This window comes from Pseudomonas sp. G1002 (assembly GCF_013385455.1).
In the GTDB taxonomy this organism is placed as follows: Bacteria; Pseudomonadota; Gammaproteobacteria; order Pseudomonadales; family Pseudomonadaceae; genus Aquipseudomonas.
In genome coordinates this window covers 75,845-95,643 of sequence record NZ_JACAPY010000019.1, presented here as the reverse complement: position 1 = coordinate 95,643, position 19,799 = coordinate 75,845, and the positions used below count along the sequence as shown (strand labels likewise).

The 19,799-nt window shown below is 62.7% G+C and carries 12 protein-coding genes; 8 read left to right on the top strand and 4 right to left on the bottom strand.

Annotated features, from left to right (window positions below; genetic code table 11):
* Positions 1-18 precede the first annotated feature (18 nt).
* From metC to HX801_RS09545, 8 genes are all read left to right on the top strand, one after another.
* Positions 19-2,727 (top strand): cystathionine beta-lyase, encoded by a 2,709-nt coding sequence (gene metC / locus HX801_RS09580; RefSeq protein ID WP_177021964.1) that lies wholly within the window; start codon positions 19-21, stop codon positions 2,725-2,727.
* A 108-nt stretch (positions 2,728-2,835) separates the two neighbouring features.
* On the top strand, positions 2,836-3,336 hold the full coding sequence (tpx, locus tag HX801_RS09575; protein WP_102368881.1) for a thiol peroxidase: 501 nt from the start codon (positions 2,836-2,838) through the stop codon (positions 3,334-3,336).
* A gap of 230 nt (positions 3,337-3,566) precedes the next feature.
* The gene (locus HX801_RS09570; RefSeq protein ID WP_177021963.1) at positions 3,567-4,877 is read left to right on the top strand and encodes an MdtA/MuxA family multidrug efflux RND transporter periplasmic adaptor subunit; all 1,311 of its coding nucleotides are present in this window, start codon (positions 3,567-3,569) and stop codon (positions 4,875-4,877) included.
* Positions 4,874-7,975, top strand: a complete 3,102-nt coding sequence (locus tag HX801_RS09565; protein WP_177021962.1) for an MdtB/MuxB family multidrug efflux RND transporter permease subunit — start codon at positions 4,874-4,876, stop codon at positions 7,973-7,975. The genes HX801_RS09570 and HX801_RS09565 overlap by 4 nt, the downstream gene beginning before the upstream one ends.
* Entirely contained in the window at positions 7,972-11,079 is a 3,108-nt protein-coding gene (locus HX801_RS09560; RefSeq protein WP_003207502.1) for an efflux RND transporter permease subunit, read from the top strand. The genes HX801_RS09565 and HX801_RS09560 overlap by 4 nt, the downstream gene beginning before the upstream one ends.
* The gene (locus HX801_RS09555; protein WP_003207503.1) at positions 11,076-12,554 is read left to right on the top strand and encodes an efflux transporter outer membrane subunit; all 1,479 of its coding nucleotides are present in this window, start codon (positions 11,076-11,078) and stop codon (positions 12,552-12,554) included. Before HX801_RS09560 ends, HX801_RS09555 begins: the two co-directional genes overlap by 4 nt.
* A 274-nt stretch (positions 12,555-12,828) precedes the next feature.
* Complete coding sequence (locus HX801_RS09550) at positions 12,829-14,922, top strand: bifunctional diguanylate cyclase/phosphodiesterase (protein ID WP_003207505.1); 2,094 nt, start codon at positions 12,829-12,831, stop codon at positions 14,920-14,922.
* Between the two features lie 72 nt (positions 14,923-14,994).
* Positions 14,995-15,741: an SDR family oxidoreductase gene (locus HX801_RS09545; RefSeq protein WP_003207506.1), complete on the top strand. Its 747-nt coding sequence runs from the start codon at positions 14,995-14,997 to the stop codon at positions 15,739-15,741.
* A 49-nt stretch (positions 15,742-15,790) separates the two neighbouring features.
* Here the strand turns inward: HX801_RS09545 and HX801_RS09540 are convergent, their stop codons facing one another.
* From HX801_RS09540 to HX801_RS09525, 4 genes are all read right to left on the bottom strand, one after another.
* A complete protein-coding gene (locus HX801_RS09540; RefSeq protein ID WP_003207508.1) occupies positions 15,791-16,093 on the bottom strand; it encodes a hypothetical protein in 303 nt (100 codons plus the stop codon).
* Between the two features lie 257 nt (positions 16,094-16,350).
* The gene (gene mapR / locus HX801_RS09535; protein ID WP_003207510.1) at positions 16,351-17,760 is read right to left on the bottom strand and encodes a GntR family transcriptional regulator MpaR; all 1,410 of its coding nucleotides are present in this window, start codon (positions 17,758-17,760) and stop codon (positions 16,351-16,353) included.
* Positions 17,761-17,930: 170 nt separating this feature from the next.
* Positions 17,931-19,346, bottom strand: coding sequence for a cytochrome c oxidase accessory protein CcoG (gene ccoG, locus HX801_RS09530; protein ID WP_177021961.1), 1,416 nt, complete (start codon positions 19,344-19,346; stop codon positions 17,931-17,933).
* A 184-nt stretch (positions 19,347-19,530) separates the two neighbouring features.
* Positions 19,531-19,770, bottom strand: coding sequence for a DUF3203 family protein (locus tag HX801_RS09525; RefSeq protein WP_003207514.1), 240 nt, complete (start codon positions 19,768-19,770; stop codon positions 19,531-19,533).
* Positions 19,771-19,799 lie beyond the last annotated feature (29 nt).

The window sequence follows — 19,799 nt, the reverse complement described above, 5'->3', positions numbered from 1 at the left end:
ATTTTTTGCGGGACTTCCATGAGCCAGACCATCACACCCGGGCAATTGCAACAATGGCTGTTTGACGGCCAGGAAATCGCCCTGTTCGACGTACGCGAGCACGGCCAATACGGCGAGGCCCACCTGTTTCACGGGGTGAACCTGCCCTATAGCCGCCTGGAACTGGAGGTGCAGCGCCTGGCACCGAATCCCCGGGTGCGCCTGGTGATCTACGACCAGGACGGCGGCGATGTGGCTGCGCGCACGGCACTGCGTTTGCAAGCGCTGGGCTACCGCCATGTGCATGTGCTGGAAGGTGGTGCGAACGCTTGGCAGGCGGCGGGTTTGCAGTTGTTCGCCGGGGTGCATGTGCCGTCGAAAGCCTTTGGCGAATTGGTGGAAGAGGCCAGCCACACACCCCACGTCACCGCGCAGCAACTGGCGGACTGGCAGGCCACGGGCGAGCCGTTGGTGGTGCTGGACGGTCGGCCGTTCGATGAATACCGCAAGATGACCATTCCCGGTTCGATCTGCTGCCCCAATGGTGAGCTGGGCTACCGCGTACACGACCTGGTGCCGGATGAAACCACGCCGATCGTGGTCAACTGCGCCGGGCGTACCCGCAGCATTATCGGTGCCCAGACGTTGATCAATCTGGGTGTGAAGAACCCGGTTTATGCCCTGGAAAACGGTACCCAGGGTTGGTACCTGGCGGACTTCAAGCTGGAGCATGGCAGCACTCGGCGTTATGCCGACCAGGTCTCGACGGATCTGGGCCGGCAGCGCGAAGCTGCCCGGCAGTTGGCGGAGCGGGCAGGGGTGGTCAGTGTCAAGGCGGAGCAGGTCCGGCAATGGGCGGCGGACCCGGCCCGTAGCCTGTTCCTGTGCGATGTGCGTACCGCTGAAGAATTTGCCGCCGGCAGTTTGCCGGGGGCGCAACACACGCCGGGCGGGCAATTGATCCAGTCCACCGACCTGTACATCGGCGTGCGTCAGGCACGGGTGGTGCTGCTGGACAGTGATGGTGTGCGTGCGCCGATTGTCGCCAGTTGGCTGCGGCAGTTGGGGCATGAGGCGTATGTGCTGGAGGGTGGCGTCCACAGTGGATTGGCGCTGGAGGTCAAGGAGGCCGTGCCCTTTGACGCGCTGCCGCTGATCTCGGTGCAGGCGCTGGCCGAGGCGCTGAAGGACGACACCGTGGACCTGGTGGACCTGCGCCCGAGCATGATCCATCGCAAGGGCCGGATTGTCGGTTCGCGCTGGTCGATTCGTTCGCGGTTGACCGCGGGTGGGCGTCCACTGGTGCTGTTGGCTGATGATCCGGCGCTGGCCGCTTTTGCTGCGTTGGGCCTGGGCGGCGATGTGCGTTTGCTCGACGGCGGTTATGCCGCGTGGGTTGCGGCCGGTTTGCCGGTGATCGAGGATGCGCAAACGCCTCCGGACAACCAGTGCATCGACTTCCTGTTCTTCACCCACGACCGTCACAGCGGCAACAAGGACGCTGCCCGCCAATATCTCGCCTGGGAAATTGGCCTGTTGGCACAGATGAGCGAAGCGGAAATCGCCAGTCTCAAGCCGTTGTTGCCCGCGTCACGGGTGCGTACCCGGCTGATTCACGCGGCGCGTACCGAAGGCGGCAATGGTGGTCGGGCGGTGAACGTACCGATCACCCGCCTGAGCACCGTGCTGTTCGACAACCTGGCCCAGATGCGTGACGCGCGCTCCCGACGCGACAGTGAGCGGGTCCTGAGTTACGGCGCACGCGGCAATCCCACCGCTTTTGCCCTTGAAGACCTGGTCACCGAACTTGAGGGGGGCTATCGCACACGGCTGTATGGCACCGGGCTCGCCGCCGCGGCGCAGACGTTCCTGGCCTACCTGCGGCCCGGCGACCATGTGTTGATCACCGACGCCGTCTATTCGCCGGTGCGCAAACTGGTCCGGGAGTTCCTCCAGCCATTCGGCATCGAAGTCAGCTATTTCGCCCCGGACGGCAGCGGCCTGGAAGCGCAACTGCAGGCCAACACCAAAATGGTCTACGCCGAAGTGCCGGGTTCGCTGCTGTATGAGCTGTGTGACCTGCCCGCGCTAGCCGCACTGTGCAAGCCGCGGGGCATTCTGTTGGCGGTGGACAACACCTGGGGCTCGGCGTACCTGTACCGCCCGCTGGCGCTGGGTGCCGACATCTCGATCATGGCCTTGACCAAGTACCTTGGCGGCCACAGTGACGTGATGATGGGCAGCGTCTGCACCACCGAAGCGGCATGGCCGGCCCTGGCGAAAATGAGCGATACCTTTGGCAATGCAGTGAGTGCCGACGATGCCTACCTGATCCTGCGTGGCGCACGCACCCTGGCTTCCCGGCTGGACGTGCACGAGCGCCAGGCGTTGAAGATTGCCCAGTGGTTGCAGCCGCAGGTCAAGCGGGTGTTTCATCCGGCACTGGCGGAGCATCCTGGCCACGCGCTGTGGAAGCGTGACTTCAGCGGGAGCAACGGTTTGCTGTCCTTCGAACTCGACCGCGCGGATGCCGGCTACGTCGAACGGTTTATCGACGGCCTGCAGCTGTTTGGCCTGGGCGCATCCTGGGGCGGCTTTGAAAGCCTGGTGACCCTGGCCGATACACAGGATCGCCAGAACGCCGCCGACCGTGGATTGAACCCGGTGGTGCGCCTGCATGTGGGGCTGGAGGATGTGGAGGCGTTGATCGAGGACCTGCAGCGCGGGTTCGTGGCGGCGGGGCGTTGAGCCTCGCACCATGACAATTTGCGTCCGCCCATAGGTGCCAATCGAACTTTGTGTTTAACTTCGGCACCTGAAATTCGTTTCACTACCACCACTAGAAGGATTCCGTTCATGGCTCAAGTTACCCATAAAGGCAACCCTATCCAGGTCGACGGCGACTTGCCACAAGTCGGCGCCAAAGCGCCAGCCTTTACCCTGACTGCTGGCGATCTGTCGGACGCGACCCTGGCTACCTTTGCCGGCAAGCGCAAAGTGCTGAACATTTTCCCAAGCGTTGATACCCCGACCTGCGCGACTTCGGTTCGCAAGTTCAACGCCCAGGCCAACAGCGTGGACAACGCCGTGGTGCTGTGCATCTCCACTGACCTGCCATTTGCCCAGGCACGTTTCTGCGGCGCCGAAGGCCTGGAAAACGTTAAGAACCTGTCGGACTTCCGCGATGCCGGCTTTGCCGTTGACTACGGCGTTGCGATCGCCGCAGGCCCGCTGCGCGGCCTGACCGCCCGTGCCGTCGTGGTACTGGACGAGAACGACAACGTACTGCACAGCGAACTGGTCAGTGAAATCGGCCAAGAGCCGAACTACGAGGCAGCCCTGGCTGTTTTGAAGTAACTGTTACTACGCATTACTGTCGTTTTGCAGTAACACGCGTGATGCAGTATTGCGGCCTGGCCTAGTCCAGGCCGTTTTTATTTGTGCTTCAGAGGCTTAGCCAGATAGCGAATGGACTAAGCACAGAAGTTAAAAGTTGTAATCCAAGGTAAATAGCCGGTAAAGGCGCTTTTCTTAACGCGCCCCAGTGCTTATCTTTCAGCCTCCCGAAGAAGAAGCTCTCGCACCCAATGGTTGATCACTCCATGCAATCCACCCCTCGTCACTCCCGCCGCTGGCTGTTCGGCCTGCTCGTGCTGCTGGTCATTGCCGGCCTGTGCTGGAAGTTCTGGCCTGGCACCAGCCACAAGGACAGCGCCGAGAAGAAGCCCGCCGGGCATGCCGGCAAGTCGGGGATGATGCGCCCGGGCTTTGGGGGGGCTACTGGCCCGGTGCCGGTGCGTGTGGCGCCGGCGGTGCTGGGCGAGTTCCCGGTGTACTACAAGGCGCTGGGTACGGTGACGGCACTCAACACTATCAATGTGCGCAGCCGGGTTGGCGGAGAACTGGTCAAGATCGCCTTTGAAGAGGGGCAGATGGTCAAGGCCGGTGACCTGCTGGCGGAAATCGACCCGCGCAGTTACCAGAATGCCTTGCTCCAGGCCCAGGGCACGTTGCTGCAGAACCAGGCCCAGCTGAAAAACGCCCAGGTCGACGTGCAGCGTTATCGCGACCTGTATGCCCAGGACAGTATCGCCAAGCAGACCCTGGACACCGCCGAAGCGCTGGTGTTGCAGTACCAGGGCACGGTCAAGACCAACCAGGGCGCGGTGGATGACGCCAAGCTCAACCTCGAATTCACCAAGATCCGCGCACCGATCACCGGGCGTGTCGGCCTGCGCCAGGTGGACGTGGGCAACCTCGTCGCCGCCAACGACACCACCTTCCTGGCGGTGATCACCCAGACCCAACCCATCAGCGTGGTCTTCACGTTGCCGGAAAACACCCTGGAAACCGTGCTGGCGCGTTATCACGCCGGCAACAAGCTGCCGGTGGAAGCCTGGGACCGTGGCGATGTCGCGGTGAAAGCCACGGGCGTGCTGCAGAGCCTCGATAACCAGATCGACGTCACCACCGGCACCCTGAAATTCAAGGCGCGGTTCGATAACAAGGACCAGGCGCTGTTCCCCAACCAGTTCGTGAACGTGCACTTGCTGGCCGACACCCTGCACAACGTGGTGCTGGCGCCGTCGGCGGCGATTCAGTTCGGCAATACCGGCACCTTCGTCTACGTGCTCGATGGCGACAAGAAGGTCAAGGTGCGTCCGCTGGTGATCGGTGATTCCGACGGCGACAACACCGTGGTCAAGCAAGGCCTGGCCGCCGGCGACCGCGTGGTGCTGGAAGGCACCGACCGCCTGAAGGACGGCAGTGACATTGAAGTGGTCAACGACAGCACTGAAGTGCCGACCACGCCGACCGAACACCTCCAGGGTCAACCGGCAGCCAAGACGCAACAAGGCCCGGCTGATGCCGCCAAGGCGCAAAAGGGCGGCGCATGAACCTCTCGCGGCTGTTCATCCTTCGCCCGGTAGCCACTACCCTGAGCATGCTGGCCATTGTCCTGGCTGGCGTGATCGCTTATCGCCTGCTGCCGGTCTCGGCCTTGCCCCAGGTGGATTACCCGACCATCCGGGTGATGACCCTGTACCCCGGCGCCAGTCCGGACGTAATGACCAGCGCGGTCACGGCGCCCCTTGAGCGTCAGTTCGGGCAGATGCCCGGCCTGACCCAAATGGCGTCCACCAGCTCCGGCGGCGCCTCGGTGCTGACCCTGCGTTTCAACCTCGACATCAACATGGATGTCGCCGAGCAACAGGTGCAGGCCGCGATCAACGCCGCCACCAACCTGCTGCCCAAGGACCTGCCGGCGCCGCCGGTGTACAACAAGGTCAACCCGGCGGATACCCCGGTGCTGACCCTGGCCATCACCTCCAAGACCATGTTGCTGCCCAAGCTCAATGACCTGGTCGACACGCGCATGGCGCAGAAGATCGCGCAGATCAGCGGCGTCGGCATGGTCAGCATCGCCGGCGGCCAGCGCCAGGCGGTGCGGATCAAGGTCAACCCCGAGGCCCTGGCGGCCAACGGCCTGAACCTGTCGGATGTGCGCACCCTGATCGCCGCCTCCAACGTCAACCAGCCCAAGGGTAACTTTGACGGCCCCACGCGGGTGTCGATGCTCGACGCCAACGACCAGTTGGTCTCGCCCAAGGAATACGCCGAACTGATCCTCGCCTACAACAACGGCGCGCCGTTGCGGCTCAAGGATGTGGCGCAGATCGTCGACGGCGCCGAGAACGAACGCCTCGCGGCCTGGGCCAACGAAAACCAGGCGGTCCTGCTGAACATCCAGCGCCAGCCCGGGGCCAACGTCATCGAGGTGGTGGACCGGATCAAGGCGCTGTTGCCAAGCATCACCGACAACCTGCCGGCGGGCCTGGACGTGACGGTGCTTACCGACCGTACCCAGACCATCCGGGCCTCGGTCAAGGATGTACAGCACGAATTGCTGATCGCCATTGCCCTGGTGGTGATGGTGACGTTCCTGTTCCTGCGCCGCTTCAGCGCGACCATTATTCCGTCCATCGCCGTGCCGCTGTCCCTGGTGGGCACCTTCGGCGTGATGTACCTCGCCGGTTTCTCCATCAACAACCTGACGCTGATGGCGCTGACCATCGCCACCGGTTTTGTGGTGGACGACGCCATCGTGATGCTGGAGAACATTTCCCGCTACATCGAGGAAGGCGATACACCGCTCAATGCGGCGCTCAAGGGCGCCAAGCAGATCGGCTTCACCCTGATTTCCCTGACCCTGTCGCTGATCGCGGTATTGATCCCGCTGCTGTTCATGGCGGACGTGGTGGGGCGCTTGTTCCGTGAATTCGCGATCACCCTGGCGGTGGCGATCCTGATTTCCCTGGTGGTGTCCCTGACCCTGACGCCGATGATGTGCGCGCGGTTGCTCAAGCGTGAGCCGAAAGAGGACGAGCAGGGCCGTTTCTACAAGGCCAGCGGCGCCTGGATCGACTGGCTGATCGAGGCCTACGGGCGCAAGTTGCAGTGGGTGCTCAGGCATCAGCCGCTGACCCTGCTGGTGGCCATCGCCACCCTGGGCCTGACCGTGGTGTTGTACATGGTGGTGCCCAAGGGCTTCTTCCCGGTGCAGGACACCGGCGTGATCCAGGGCATTTCCGAAGCGCCACAGTCGATTTCCTTTGCGGCGATGAGCCAGCGCCAGCAGGAACTGGCGAAGATCATCCTCGAAGACCCGGCGGTGGAGAGCCTGTCGTCCTATATCGGGGTAGACGGTGATAACGCCACCCTCAACAGTGGTCGCCTGCTGATCAACCTCAAGCCCCACGGCGAACGGGACCTGAGCGCGGCGCAGATCATCACGCGCCTGCAGCCGCAGTTGGACAAGCTGGTGGGGATTCGCCTGTTCATGCAGCCGGTGCAGGACCTGACCATCGAAGACCGCGTCAGCCGTACCCAGTACCAGTTCAGCATGTCCTCGCCGGACGCCGAGCTGCTGGCCTTGTGGAGTGAAAAGCTGGTACACGCCCTCAGCCAGTTGCCGGAACTCTCCGACGTCGCCAGCGACCTGCAGGACAAGGGCCTGCAGGTGTACCTGGTGATCGACCGTGACGCCGCATCGCGCCTTGGTGTGTCGGTGTCGACCATCACCGACGCGCTGTACGACGCGTTCGGCCAGCGGCAGATATCCACCATCTACACCCAGGCCAGCCAGTACCGCGTGGTATTGCAGGCCCAGTCCGGTGAAACCCTCGGCCCGGACGCCCTGAACCAGATCCATGTGAAAACCACCGACGGCGGCCAGGTGCGGCTGTCGAGCCTGGCCCATGTGGAACAGCGCCAGGCCCAGTTGGCAATCGCGCATATCGGTCAGTTCCCGGCGGTGATGATGTCGTTCAACCTGGCCCCCGGCGTGGCGCTGGGCAAGGGCGTCGAACTGATCAACCAGACCCAGAAAGACATCGGCATGCCGGTGGGCGTGCAGACCCAGTTCCAGGGCGCGGCCCAGGCATTCGAGGCTTCGCTGTCGAGCACCTTGCTGCTGATCCTGGCGGCGGTGGTGACCATGTACATCGTGCTCGGGGTGCTCTACGAGAGCTATATCCACCCGATCACCATCCTCTCCACCCTGCCGTCGGCAGCGGTGGGCGCCTTGCTGGCCTTGCTGCTCAGTGGCAACGACCTGGGGATGATCGCGATCATCGGCATCATCCTGCTGATCGGCATCGTGAAGAAGAACGCGATCATGATGATCGACTTTGCCCTCGACGCTGAGCGCAACCAGGGCCTGGACCCGCAAACCGCGATCTACCAGGCGGCGCTGTTGCGCTTCCGGCCGATCCTGATGACCACCCTGGCGGCGCTGTTCGGTGCCGTGCCGTTGATGCTCGCCACCGGCTCCGGCGCCGAGTTGCGCCAGCCCCTGGGCCTGGTGATGGTGGGCGGGTTGCTGGTGAGCCAGGTGTTGACCCTGTTTACCACCCCGGTGATCTACCTGTATTTCGACCGCCTCGGCCGTCGCTGGCGCAAAGAGCCGGTGCGCCTGGAGCCGGTTGAGTCATGAACCTGTCCGGACCTTTCATTCGCCGGCCGGTAGCCACCATGCTGCTGAGCCTGGCGATCATGCTGCTGGGCGGCGTCAGCTTCAACCTGTTGCCGGTGTCGCCATTGCCGCAGATCGATTTCCCGGTGATCGTGGTGTCGGCCAGCTTGCCGGGGGCCAGCCCCGAGGTGATGGCGTCTACGGTGGCCACGCCGCTGGAGCGTTCCTTCGGCGCGATTGCCGGCATTACCACCATGAGCAGTTCGTCGAGCCAGGGTTCGACCCGGGTGATCCTGGCGTTCGACTCCAATCGCGACATCAACGGCGCGGCGCGGGAAGTGCAGGCGGCGATCAACGCCTCGCGTAACCTGCTGCCCAGTGGCATGCGCAGCATGCCCACCTACAAGAAGATCAACCCGTCCCAGGCGCCCATCATGGTGCTGTCCCTGACCTCGGACGTGTTGCCCAAGGGCCAGCTGTACGACCTGGCCTCGACCATCCTGTCCCAGAGCCTGTCCCAGGTGCCGGGCGTGGGTGAAGTGCAGATCGGCGGCAGCTCGTTGCCCGCCGTGCGTATCGAACTGGAACCCAAGGCCCTCGACCAGTACGGCGTGGCCCTGGACGATGTGCGGAATACCATCGCCAATGCCAACGTGCGCCGGCCCAAGGGTTCGCTGGAGGACAGCCAGCGCAACTGGCAGATCCAGGCCAACGACCAGCTGGAAAAGGCCAAGGACTATGAACCGCTGCTGATCCGCTACCAGAATGGCGCGGCCTTGCGCCTGGGGGATGTGGCGAAGATCAGCGACGGCGTCGAGGACCGCTACAACAGCGGCTTCTTCAACAATGACTCGGCGGTGCTGCTGGTGATCAACCGCCAGTCCGGCGCCAACATCATCGAGACGGTGAAGCAGATCAAGGCACAACTGCCGGCCTTGCAGGCGGTGTTGCCGTCCAGCGTCAAGCTGAACCTGGCCATGGACCGTTCGCCGGTGATCACCGCCACCTTGCACGAAGCCGAGATGACCCTGCTGATTGCCGTGGCCCTGGTGATCCTGGTGGTGTACCTGTTCCTCGGCAACTTCCGCGCCTCGCTGATTCCCACCCTGGCGGTGCCGGTGTCGCTGGTGGGCACGTTTGCAGTGATGTACCTGTTCGGCTTTTCCCTGAACAACCTGTCGCTGATGGCGCTGATCCTCGCCACCGGCCTGGTGGTGGACGATGCCATCGTGGTGCTGGAGAACATTTCCCGGCACATCGACGAGGGTGTGCCGCCGATGAAGGCGGCTTACCTGGGGGCCCAGGAAGTCGGCTTCACCTTGCTGTCGATGAACGTCTCGCTGGTGGCGGTGTTCCTCTCGATCCTGTTTATGGGCGGTATCGTTACCAGCCTGTTCCGCGAGTTTTCCATCACCCTGGCAGCGGCGATCATCGTCTCGCTGGTGGTGTCGCTGACCCTTACCCCGATGCTCTGCGCCCGCTGGCTCAAGCCGCATGTCAAAGGCCAGGAAACAGGCTTGCAGCGCTGGAGCCAGAAGATCAACGATCGCATGGTGGCCGGCTACGCCCGCAGCCTGGACTGGGTGCTGCGCCACAAGCGCCTGACACTGCTCAGCCTGTTGGTGACCATCGGGGTCAACGTCGCGCTGTATGTGGTGGTGCCGAAAACCTTCATGCCCCAGCAGGACACCGGGCAACTGATCGGCTTTGTGCGTGGCGACGACGGGCTGTCATTCAGTGTGATGCAGCCGAAGATGGAAATCTTCCGCAAGGCCGTCCTGCAGGACCCCGCGGTGTTGAGCGTGGCAGGCTTTATTGGCGGCAACAGCGGCACCAACAACGCGGTGATGCTGGTGCGGCTCAAGCCCATCAGCGAACGCAAGATTTCTGCCCAGGCGGTGATCGAGCGCATGCGCAAGAATGTGCCACTGGTGCCCGGCGGGCGCCTGATGCTGATGGCTGACCAGGACCTGCAATTCGGCGGCGGCCGCGACCAGACCACCTCGCAGTATTCCTACATCCTGCAAAGCGGCGACCTGGCGGCCTTGCGCCTGTGGTACCCGAAAGTGGTTGCCGCGTTGCGTGAGCTGCCGGAGCTGACCGCCATCGATGCCCGTGAAGGACGTGGGGCGGCCCAGGTGACGTTGATTGTCGACCGCGACCAGGCCAAGCGCCTGGGCATTGACATGGACATGGTCACTGCCGTGCTCAACAACGCCTACAGTCAGCGGCAGATTTCCACCATCTACGACAGCCTCAACCAGTACCAGGTGGTGATGGAGGTCAATCCGAAGTACGCCCAGGACCCGATCACCCTCAATCAGATGCAGGTGATCACGTCCACCGGTGCGCGCGTGCCGCTGTCGGCCATCGCTCACTATGAGAACAGCCTGGCGGACGACCGGGTCAGCCATGAAGGCCAGTTCGCCTCGGAAAACATTGCGTTTGATATGTCGCCCGGCGTCACGGTGGAGCAGGGCACGGCCGCCATTGAGCGGGCGATTGCCAAGGTCGGCCTGCCGGAAGAGGTGATCGCGAAGATGGCCGGTACGGCCGACGCCTTCGCCGCCACCCAGAAAGGCCAGCCGTTCATGATCCTCGGTGCACTGGTAGCGGTGTACCTGGTATTGGGGATTCTGTATGAGAGCTATATCCACCCGCTGACCATTCTGTCGACCTTGCCGTCGGCGGGGGTGGGCGCCTTGCTTTCGATTTACCTGCTGGGGGGCGAGTTCAGCCTGATCTCGCTGCTGGGGCTGTTCCTGCTGATCGGGGTGGTGAAGAAAAACGCGATCCTGATGATCGACCTTGCGCTGCAACTGGAACGCAAGGACGGCATGAGCCCGCTGGAATCGATCCGCGCCGCTTGCCTGGTGCGGCTGCGCCCGATCCTGATGACCACGCTGGCGGCGATTCTTGGCGCCGTGCCGCTGCTGCTCAGCACGGCCGAAGGCGCGGAAATGCGCCAGCCTCTGGGCCTGACGATTATCGGCGGGCTGGTGTTCAGCCAGATCCTGACCCTCTACACCACGCCTGTGGTTTACCTTTATCTCGACCGCCTGCGCCACCGTTTCAACGGTTGGCGCGGAGTGCGTACCGATGCTGCCCTGGACACTGCGCTATGACCGATTCAACGTTTCCCACCGTGCAACGTCTGGCGATGACTCGCGGCTCAAAGCTGCTGAGCCTGGCCCTGTGCGGCGTGATGCTCAGCGCCTGCGCCGTCGGCCCGGACTACAAACGCCCCGAATTGACCGAGCCGGCCCAGTACAAAGAGGCCCAGGGCTGGCGCCAGGCCGCGCCCAGCGACTCGCTGGCCCGGGGCGCCTGGTGGGAGCTGTACGGCGACAAACAACTGAATGAGCTGGTAGAAAAACTCAACAGCTCCAACCAGACCGTGGCCCAGGCCGAGGCGCGTTATCGCCAGGCCGCCTCGCAGGTGCGCAGTGCCCGTGGGGCGTTCTTCCCCACGGTTGACCTGAGTGCCTCGAAAAGCCGGGCCAGCCAGGGTACCGGCAGCAGTAACGCCAGCCTCAGCAGCTCCAGCAGCGGTATTCGCGACACCCTCAACACCCAGTTGGGCGTGAGCTGGGAAGCCGATATCTGGGGCAAACTGCGCCGGGGCCTGGAAGCCAATGAAGCCAGCGCCGAAGCCAGCGCGGCGGATCTTGCGGCGATGCGCCTGAGCCAGCAATCGGAACTGGTGCAGGATTACCTGCAACTGCGGGTCATGGACGAACAGACCCGTTTGCTGCAAGCCACGGTGGACACCTACCAGCGCTCCCTGCAGATGACCCAGAACCAATACCGCGCCGGTGTCTCGGGCAAGGACGCCATCGCCCAGGCCCAGACCCAGCTGAAAAGCACCCAGGCCAGCATGATCGACCTGATCTGGCAGCGGGCGCAGCTGGAAAACGCAATTGCCGTGCTGATCGGTGTGCCGCCGGCCAACTTCAACCTGGCGGTGAGCAAGGACATTCCGGCGCTGCCGCAGATTCCGGTGAGCCTGCCGTCGCAACTGCTGGAGCGCCGCCCGGATATCGCCCAGGCGGAGCGCTCGGTGATCGCGGCCAATGCCAACATCGGCGTGGCCAAGACCGCTTACTACCCGGACCTGACCCTGAGCCTGGCCGGCGGCTATTCCAGCAGCACCTACGCCGACTGGATCAGCCTGCCGAACCGCTTCTGGTCGGTGGGGCCGAAACTTGCCATGACCCTGTTCGACGGGGGCCAGCGTTCGGCCGAAGTTGACCGCGCCGAGGCGTCCTACGATGAAACCGTGGCCAAGTACCGCCAGACCGTACTCGATGGGTTCCGTGAGGTGGAAAACTACATGGTCCAGCTCAAGGTCCTGGAAGACGAGGCGGTCGTGAGTAACGAGGCCCTCGAAGCGGCCCGGGAATCCCTGCGCCTGACCCAGAACCAGTACAAGGCCGGGTTGATCGCCTATCTCGATGTGGTCACCGTGCAAGCCACTGCCCTGAGCAACGAGCGTACGGTGCTGACCCTGCTGCAAACCCGGCTGGTTGCCAGTGTGCAACTGATCGCTGCACTGGGCGGTGGCTGGGATGGCCAAATGCAGCTGAGCGACAAGAAGTAAACACCGCTCTGGCTGGTGTACGGGCTTGTGTGGGAGCGGGCTTGCTCGCGAAAACGGTGGGGCAGTCAACTGTGTATGAACTGACCCGCCGCTTTCGCGAGCAAGCCCGCTCCCACAAGGGTTCTGCGGTGTTTTTGAGCCAGCGGATTGGCGTCAAATTTTGAATGATGGCTATACGACAATATTTCAGGTGTACAAGATTTATTCTCGCTACAATCCCTGACTTTTCAGCCCGGCACGGATGCCGTTCGGCCCATAGGTCACGAGAAGTCCCATGCTCACCGGTAGTTATTCCCCCGCCCTGGTCCTGATTTCCCTGTTCGTCGCGATCCTCGCATCCTATACGGCGTTGGACCTGACCGGCCGCATCGCCACTGCCAGGGGCCGCGCGGTGTACCTGTGGATGGGCGGCGGCGCGCTGGCGATGGGCGTGGGCATCTGGTCGATGCACTTTATCGGCATGCTCGCCTTCCGCCTGCCCATCAGCCTCGGCTATGACGTCGGCATCACGGCGCTGTCGTTGTTGATCGCGATCCTGTCCAGCGGTTTTGCCTTGTGGCTGGTGAGCCAGCCGCGTTTGCCGGCGTGGCAACTGGCATTTGGCGCATTGATCATGGGCGCCGGCATCAGCGCCATGCACTACACCGGCATGGCCGCCATGCGCATGACCCCCGGCATCGACTACGACCCCACGCTGTTCACCGCCTCGTTGCTGATTGCCGTGGGTGCGTCGGCGGCGGCGTTGTGGATTGCCTTCAACCTGCGGCGCAACACGCCGTATGTGCGGTTGGCCCGAGGCGGGGCGGCGATGGTGATGGGCGTGGCGATTGTCGGCATGCACTACACCGGCATGGCCGCCGCGCGTTTCGCCGATGGCAGCTTCTGCGGCGCGGCCCTGGACGGCTTGAGTGGCAAGGGCCTGGATAACCTGGTGCTGGTTACCACCCTGGCAGTGTTGATCATCGCGCTGCTGACCTCCCTGGCCGATGCCCGCCTGGAAGCCCGCACCGCGGTGTTGGCCGACTCCCTGACCCAGGCCAACCAGGAACTCACCCACCTGGCCCTGCACGACATGCTCACCGGCTTGCCCAACCGCACCCTGCTCGCCGACCGGATCCAGCAGGCGATACAGCGGGTGAACGAAGAGGGCGGCTGCTTCGCGCTGATGTTTATCGACCTGGACGGCTTCAAGCCGGTGAATGACGCTTTTGGTCACCACATGGGCGACCAGCTGTTGCAGCAAGTCGGCCTGCGCCTGCGCGAAGACTTGCGCAGCCAGGACACCCTGGCCCGCATCGGCGGTGACGAGTTTGTATTGCTGGTGCAATTGGGCCAGCCCGACGATGCGTTGCGCTTGGCCGAGCGCCAGGTGGGCATGATCAACCAGGCCTTCCACGTCGCCGAGCATGAGCTGAAAATCTCCGCCAGCATCGGCATCGCACTGTTCCCCGGCAATGGCGCCACGCCCCAGGAACTGCTGATGAACGCAGACGCGGCGATGTATCACGCCAAGGGCATGGGCAAGAACGGCTACAGCTTTTTCGACGTGTCGATGAACACCAATGCGCGCAAGCAACTGCAACTGCTGCAGGACTTGCGCAATGCCGTGGAGCACGAGCAGTTCCGGCTTTATTACCAGCCCAAGTTCGACGCCATCAGCGGCCGCCCGGTCGGTGCCGAGGCGCTGCTGCGCTGGGAGCACCCGCAACAAGGCCTGTTGTTGCCGGACAAGTTTATCGAGCTGGCGGAAAAGACCGGGCTGATCATCCCCATCGGCGAATGGGTACTCAACGAAGCCTGCCGCCAGATGCAGGTGTGGTATGCCCAGGGCTATCACGACTGGCGCATTGCCGTGAACCTGTCGGCGTTGCAGTTCTGCCACGCCGGGCTGGTCAAGAGTGTCGCCGCTGCCCTGGAACGCCACCGCTTGCCAGCCAACAGCCTGACCCTGGAAATCACCGAAACCACCGCCATGAGCGATGCCGACGCGAGCATGACGGTGTTGCAGAAGCTTTCGGACATGGGCGTCGACCTGTCCATCGACGACTTCGGTACCGGCTATTCGAGCCTGATGTACCTCAAGCGCCTGCCGGCCAATGAGCTGAAGATCGACCGGGGATTTGTGCGTGACCTGGAGCACGACAGCGACGACGCGGCTATCGTCTCGGCCATCGTCGCCCTCGGTCAGGCCCTGGGCCTGCGCATTGTGGCCGAGGGTGTAGAGACCGACTCACAGCAGAGCTTCCTCACCCGGCTGGGCTGCGATTCGCTTCAGGGGTATCTGCTGGGGCATCCGTTGCCGGCCGAGGGTTTCATGGCCGACATCCAGCGCGCCGAGCAGGTGGTGAGTGTGCATTCGGTGATGTGAGCCCATGCAAAACCTGCAGGGCGCAGGTAGTATTGGATCCATCAGCTCACGTTGAACCAGGAGACCTTACACATGGACAAAGTCGTCGTCATCACCGGTGGCAGTCGTGGGATCGGCGCCGCCACGGCGCTGCTGGCCGCCGCCCAAGGCTATCGCATCTGTATCAATTACCAGGCCGATGAAGACGCCGCCCACCGCGTACTTGAGCAAGTGCGTGCCCTCGGCGCCCAGGCGATTGCCGTGCGGGCTGATGTCAGCATTGAAGACGAAGTGATTGGCCTGTTCCACCGGGTCGATACCGAACTGGGCCGGGTGACGGCACTGGTCAACAACGCAGGTACCGTCGGGCACAAGTCGCGGGTCGATGAGATGTCCGAGTTCCGCATCCTGAAGACCCTCAGGACCAATGTGTTGGGGCCGATCCTGTGTGCCAAGCATGCGCTGCTGCGCATGTCGCCCAAGCATGGCGGGCAGGGCGGCAGCATCGTCAACGTTTCATCGGCCGCCGCCCGGTTGGGCTCGCCGGGGGAATATGTGGATTACGCCGCGTCCAAGGGCGCGCTGGATACCTTCACTCTCGGGCTCTCCAAGGAAGTGGCGGGCGAGGGGATCCGGGTCAATGGCGTGCGTCCCGGGCTTATTTTCACCGACTTCCACGCCCTGAGCGGCGACCCGGATCGGGTCAGCAAGCTTGAGCCGGGCATCCCCATGGCACGTGGCGGGCGTGCAGAGGAAGTCGCGGAAGGGATTATCTGGCTGCTCTCGGACAAGGCGTCCTATGCGACGGGAACCTTTCTTGACCTGGCGGGCGGTCGTTAGTTTTGTACCGCCTGTGGTGAGGGGCACGCCGCTCGCCACAGCCCAGGTATCAGGCGCCGCGCAGCGCTTCATAGCCCCTGAGGGAAAACGCCTTGAGCAGGCTGGCCTCCGAGTCTGGATGAATGGCGTAGCCGTGATTCGAAAAACCGTCCAGGACACCGTTGCGGCTATGGCTGGCGCTTAATTTGAGATCGTCCACGTTGTCGATAAATCGCAGTACCTTATCCAGGTTGTAGGTGGCGTCGGCGCGAGAGTCCGGGTCTTGGTTGGCCGCGCTCCAGTCACCCACCTGGCGCTTCAGGTCATCGCTCACTTCGTAGTGGTCGCGGTTATCCAGGAAGTTCTTCAGCACAGGGCTTTGTTCGGTAATTTGGTCACTCGATCGATGATCTCCCGAGGGGCGCCCGGTAGCGCCTGTCATTTCGCGCACCTGTTGCTGCTCTGCGGCACGCGTATAGTGGGGAGGAACGGGAAGGGGTCGCAGGCCGGCAGCTGAAGAAATAGTCATAAGGCATCTCTGATGTGAACCAAGTGAATGCGCTCTTTCTATCGTAAGAAATAGCGCACTCCTGTGTGGTTCTTAGCCCGGCTACGGTTCCCATCCGTAGGTTAAAACGACCGCACAATCTTCCCCAGCGTCTCCATCGCCTTCTCACACGACTCATCCCACGGGCTGCCGTAGTTCAAGCGAATGCAGTTCCTGAAGCGCTGTGTCGGCGAGAAGATCGGTCCCGGTGCGATGCTGATGCCCTGGGCCAGCGCCATCTGGAACAACTTCAACGAGTCGGTTTGTTCCGGCAATTCCAGCCACAGGAAGTACCCGCCGGCAGGCTGGCTGACCCGTGTCTGCGCCGGGAAATAGCGCGCGATGGCGGCGAGCATGGCGCTTTGCTGTTCTTCCAGCGCGTAACGCAATTTACGCAGGTGCCGGTCGTACCCGCCGTGTTGCAGGTAATCGGCAATCGCCGCCTGGGCGGGCATCGAGGCACACAGCGACGTCATCAATTTCAGCCGCTCGATCTTCTGCGCATAACGTCCGGCGGCGACCCAGCCGATGCGGTAGCCCGGAGCCAGGCTCTTGGCGAACGAGCCGCAATGCATCACCAGGCCTTCGGTGTCGAACGCCTTCGCCGGTTTGGGCGCCTGTTGACCGTAGTACAACTCGGCGTACACGTCGTCTTCGATCAGCGGCACCTGGTGGCTGCGCAGTAACTCCACCAGTTCCTGTTTCCGGGCCTCGGGCATGGTTGCGCCCATCGGGTTCTGGAAACTGGTCATGCACCAGCAGGCCTTGATCGGGTAACGCTCCAGGCTTTGCGCCAGCACCTTGAGGTCGATGCCATCGCGTGGGTGTACGGGGATTTCCACCGCCTTGAGTTTCAGGCGCTCGAGGATTTGCAGGCTGGCGTAGAACGCCGGTGCTTCGATGGCCACCAGGTCGCCCGGCTCGGTCACGGCTTGCAGGCACAGGTTCAGTGCTTCAAGGGCGCCGTTGGTGATCAACAGTTCTTCCATGGGCAGCATCAGCCCGCCCACCATGTAGCGCAAGGCAATTTGCCGGCGCAGTTGCGGGTTGCCCGGCGACATGTCGGTGACCACCATGCGCGGGTCCATTTCCCGGCTGGCGCTGGCCAGGGAACGGGCCAGGCGTTGCAGCGGGAACAGCGTCGGGCTGGGGAAGGCCGAGCCGAAGGGCACGGTTTGCGGGTCCTTGATGGAATCGAGCACCGAGAACACCAATTCGCTGACGTCCACCTCGGTGGACTCGTGCACATGGGCACTCACCACCGGCTCGGAAAACGGGCTGGGCGCATGGGTGTTGACGAAGTACCCGGAGCGCGGCCGGGCGCGGATCAGCCCGCGTCGCTCCAGCAGGTAGTACGCCTGGAACACCGTGGACGGGCTGACACCGTAGGTCTGGCTGGCATAACGCACCGAAGGCACGCGCTGGCCGGGCCCGAGCACGCCGGAGCGGATCAGTTCTGCGATGTCGTCGGCGAATTTTTCGTAGCGTTTCATTGGGGCTCAGTGCTTTGAACAGATTTTGCTGATTGAACACAGATCAAACGGTGGGAGCGGGCTTGCTCGCGAAAGCAATCTTTCAGTTGATGTATCCATTGACTGGCACACCGCTTTCGCGAGCAAGCCCGCTCCCACATTTTGATCTCCAGTGTTGCTGAAAGCTGGGCTCAGCGATTCAATGGCGCCACAAACCGGCTGTCCGCCGCGCTGTAAATCCACGGCTCATCCACATCCGAGACCTTGAAGCGGATCGTCTGCGAACTGCTGGCCGGCTTCTCTGCGGTCATCGCCACCGACACCGGCACATCGGTAATCTCACCTGGTGCCAGGCTGATCTCGGTCTTGCCCTGCAGCTGGAAGCCGTCGCCGTCCATCAGCTCCAGGCGGTAATCCTGGCGCTGCTGGGTCTTGTTGATGACCTTGAGGCTGTAGATGTTCTCGATGAAGCCGTCACTGTTCTCGCGGAACATCCCCCGGTCCTTGGTCACGTCCAGCGACACCATCGGGCGTTCCACCAGCGCCACCACCAGCGCGCCGATCATCACCAGCAGCACGGCACTGTAGCCGATCAGGCGTGGCCTGAGCAGATGGGTCTTGCCACCTTGCAACTGATGCTCCGAGGTGTAGCTGACCAGGCCGCGGGCATAGCCCATTTTATCCATGATCGAATCACAGGCATCGATACACGCGGCGCAGCCGATGCATTCCATTTGCAGGCCGTCACGGATGTCGATGCCGGTGGGGCATACCTGCACGCACAGCTGGCAGTCGATGCAATCACCCAGGCCGACGTCCGCCGGTTGCACGTCTCGTTTGCGCGGGCCACGGTTCTCGCCGCGGGCTACGTCGTAGGAAATGGTCAGGGTGTCCTTGTCGAACATCACACTCTGGAACCGCGCATACGGGCACATGTGCATGCACACCGCTTCACGCAGCCAGCCGGCGTTGATGTAGGTGGCGCCGGTGAAGAACAGCACCCAGAACAGGCTTACGCCACCCATCTGCCAGGTCAGCAGCTCCTCGGCCAGCGGCCGGATCGGCGTGAAGTAGCCGACAAATGTCAGCCCGGTCAGCACGCTGATCCCCAGCCACAGCGTGTGCTTGGCCGAGCGCCGCGCCAGCTTGTCCAGGCTCCAGGGCGCAGCTTGCAGCTTGATGCGTTGGTTTCGCTCGCCTTCAGTGACCTTTTCGCACCACATGAACAACCAGGTAAACGAGCTTTGCGGGCAGGTATAGCCACACCACACACGCCCTGCGAATACGGTGATGGCGAACAGGCCGAACGCGCAGATGATCAACAGCGCTGACAGCAGGATGAAATCCTGGGGCCAGAACGTGGCACCGAAGATGTGGAATTTGCTTTCAGCCAGGTCCCATAACACCGCCTGCCGTCCGCCCCAGTTCAGCCACACGGTGCCGAAAAATGCCAGGAACAGAAAGCCTGCGCCTGCCACGCGCAAGGTACGGAATAGGCCGGTAAAACTGCGGGTGTGAATCAGGTTGTCGCTGGATTTGGCCTTCATCTTCTTTGGATGTGCAGGCTCAAACACTTCTACGGTTCGGACGGGGATTCTATCGCTCATGGTCTTTCGCTCATCAGCCTCCATCAGGCAGATGAACTATGACCGGCGCTCTGTTTGCATAACAGACTCAGGTATGGCGATAAAAAGCGGATCAGATGGGCCGCCCGTGCATGCCTGCGACAATGTGCTGCACCCGGTGGTGCGCGGGGTGCAGCGCTTTTGAGGCGGGGCTGATCCAGGTCAATCAAATCACCGAATCACCGTCGGTAGCTTTCAAGTGCTTACGGCCGTCTTTGGCACCCGCTACGGTCAATGCGTCGGCTTCGGCTTCGGTGATATAGGTGCGGTCACCGTTCAGCTTCACGAACGACATGGATTTCTCGCTGTCGGTTTCGACCGTGACATGGGTGGCTTCCAGTTGTTTCTCGTGGCCGTCCACATCGACGGTGAAGAAACATTGCTGACCTTCGATACGTACGGGCATATCGATCTCCTTTTTGTGGGCTATTACTG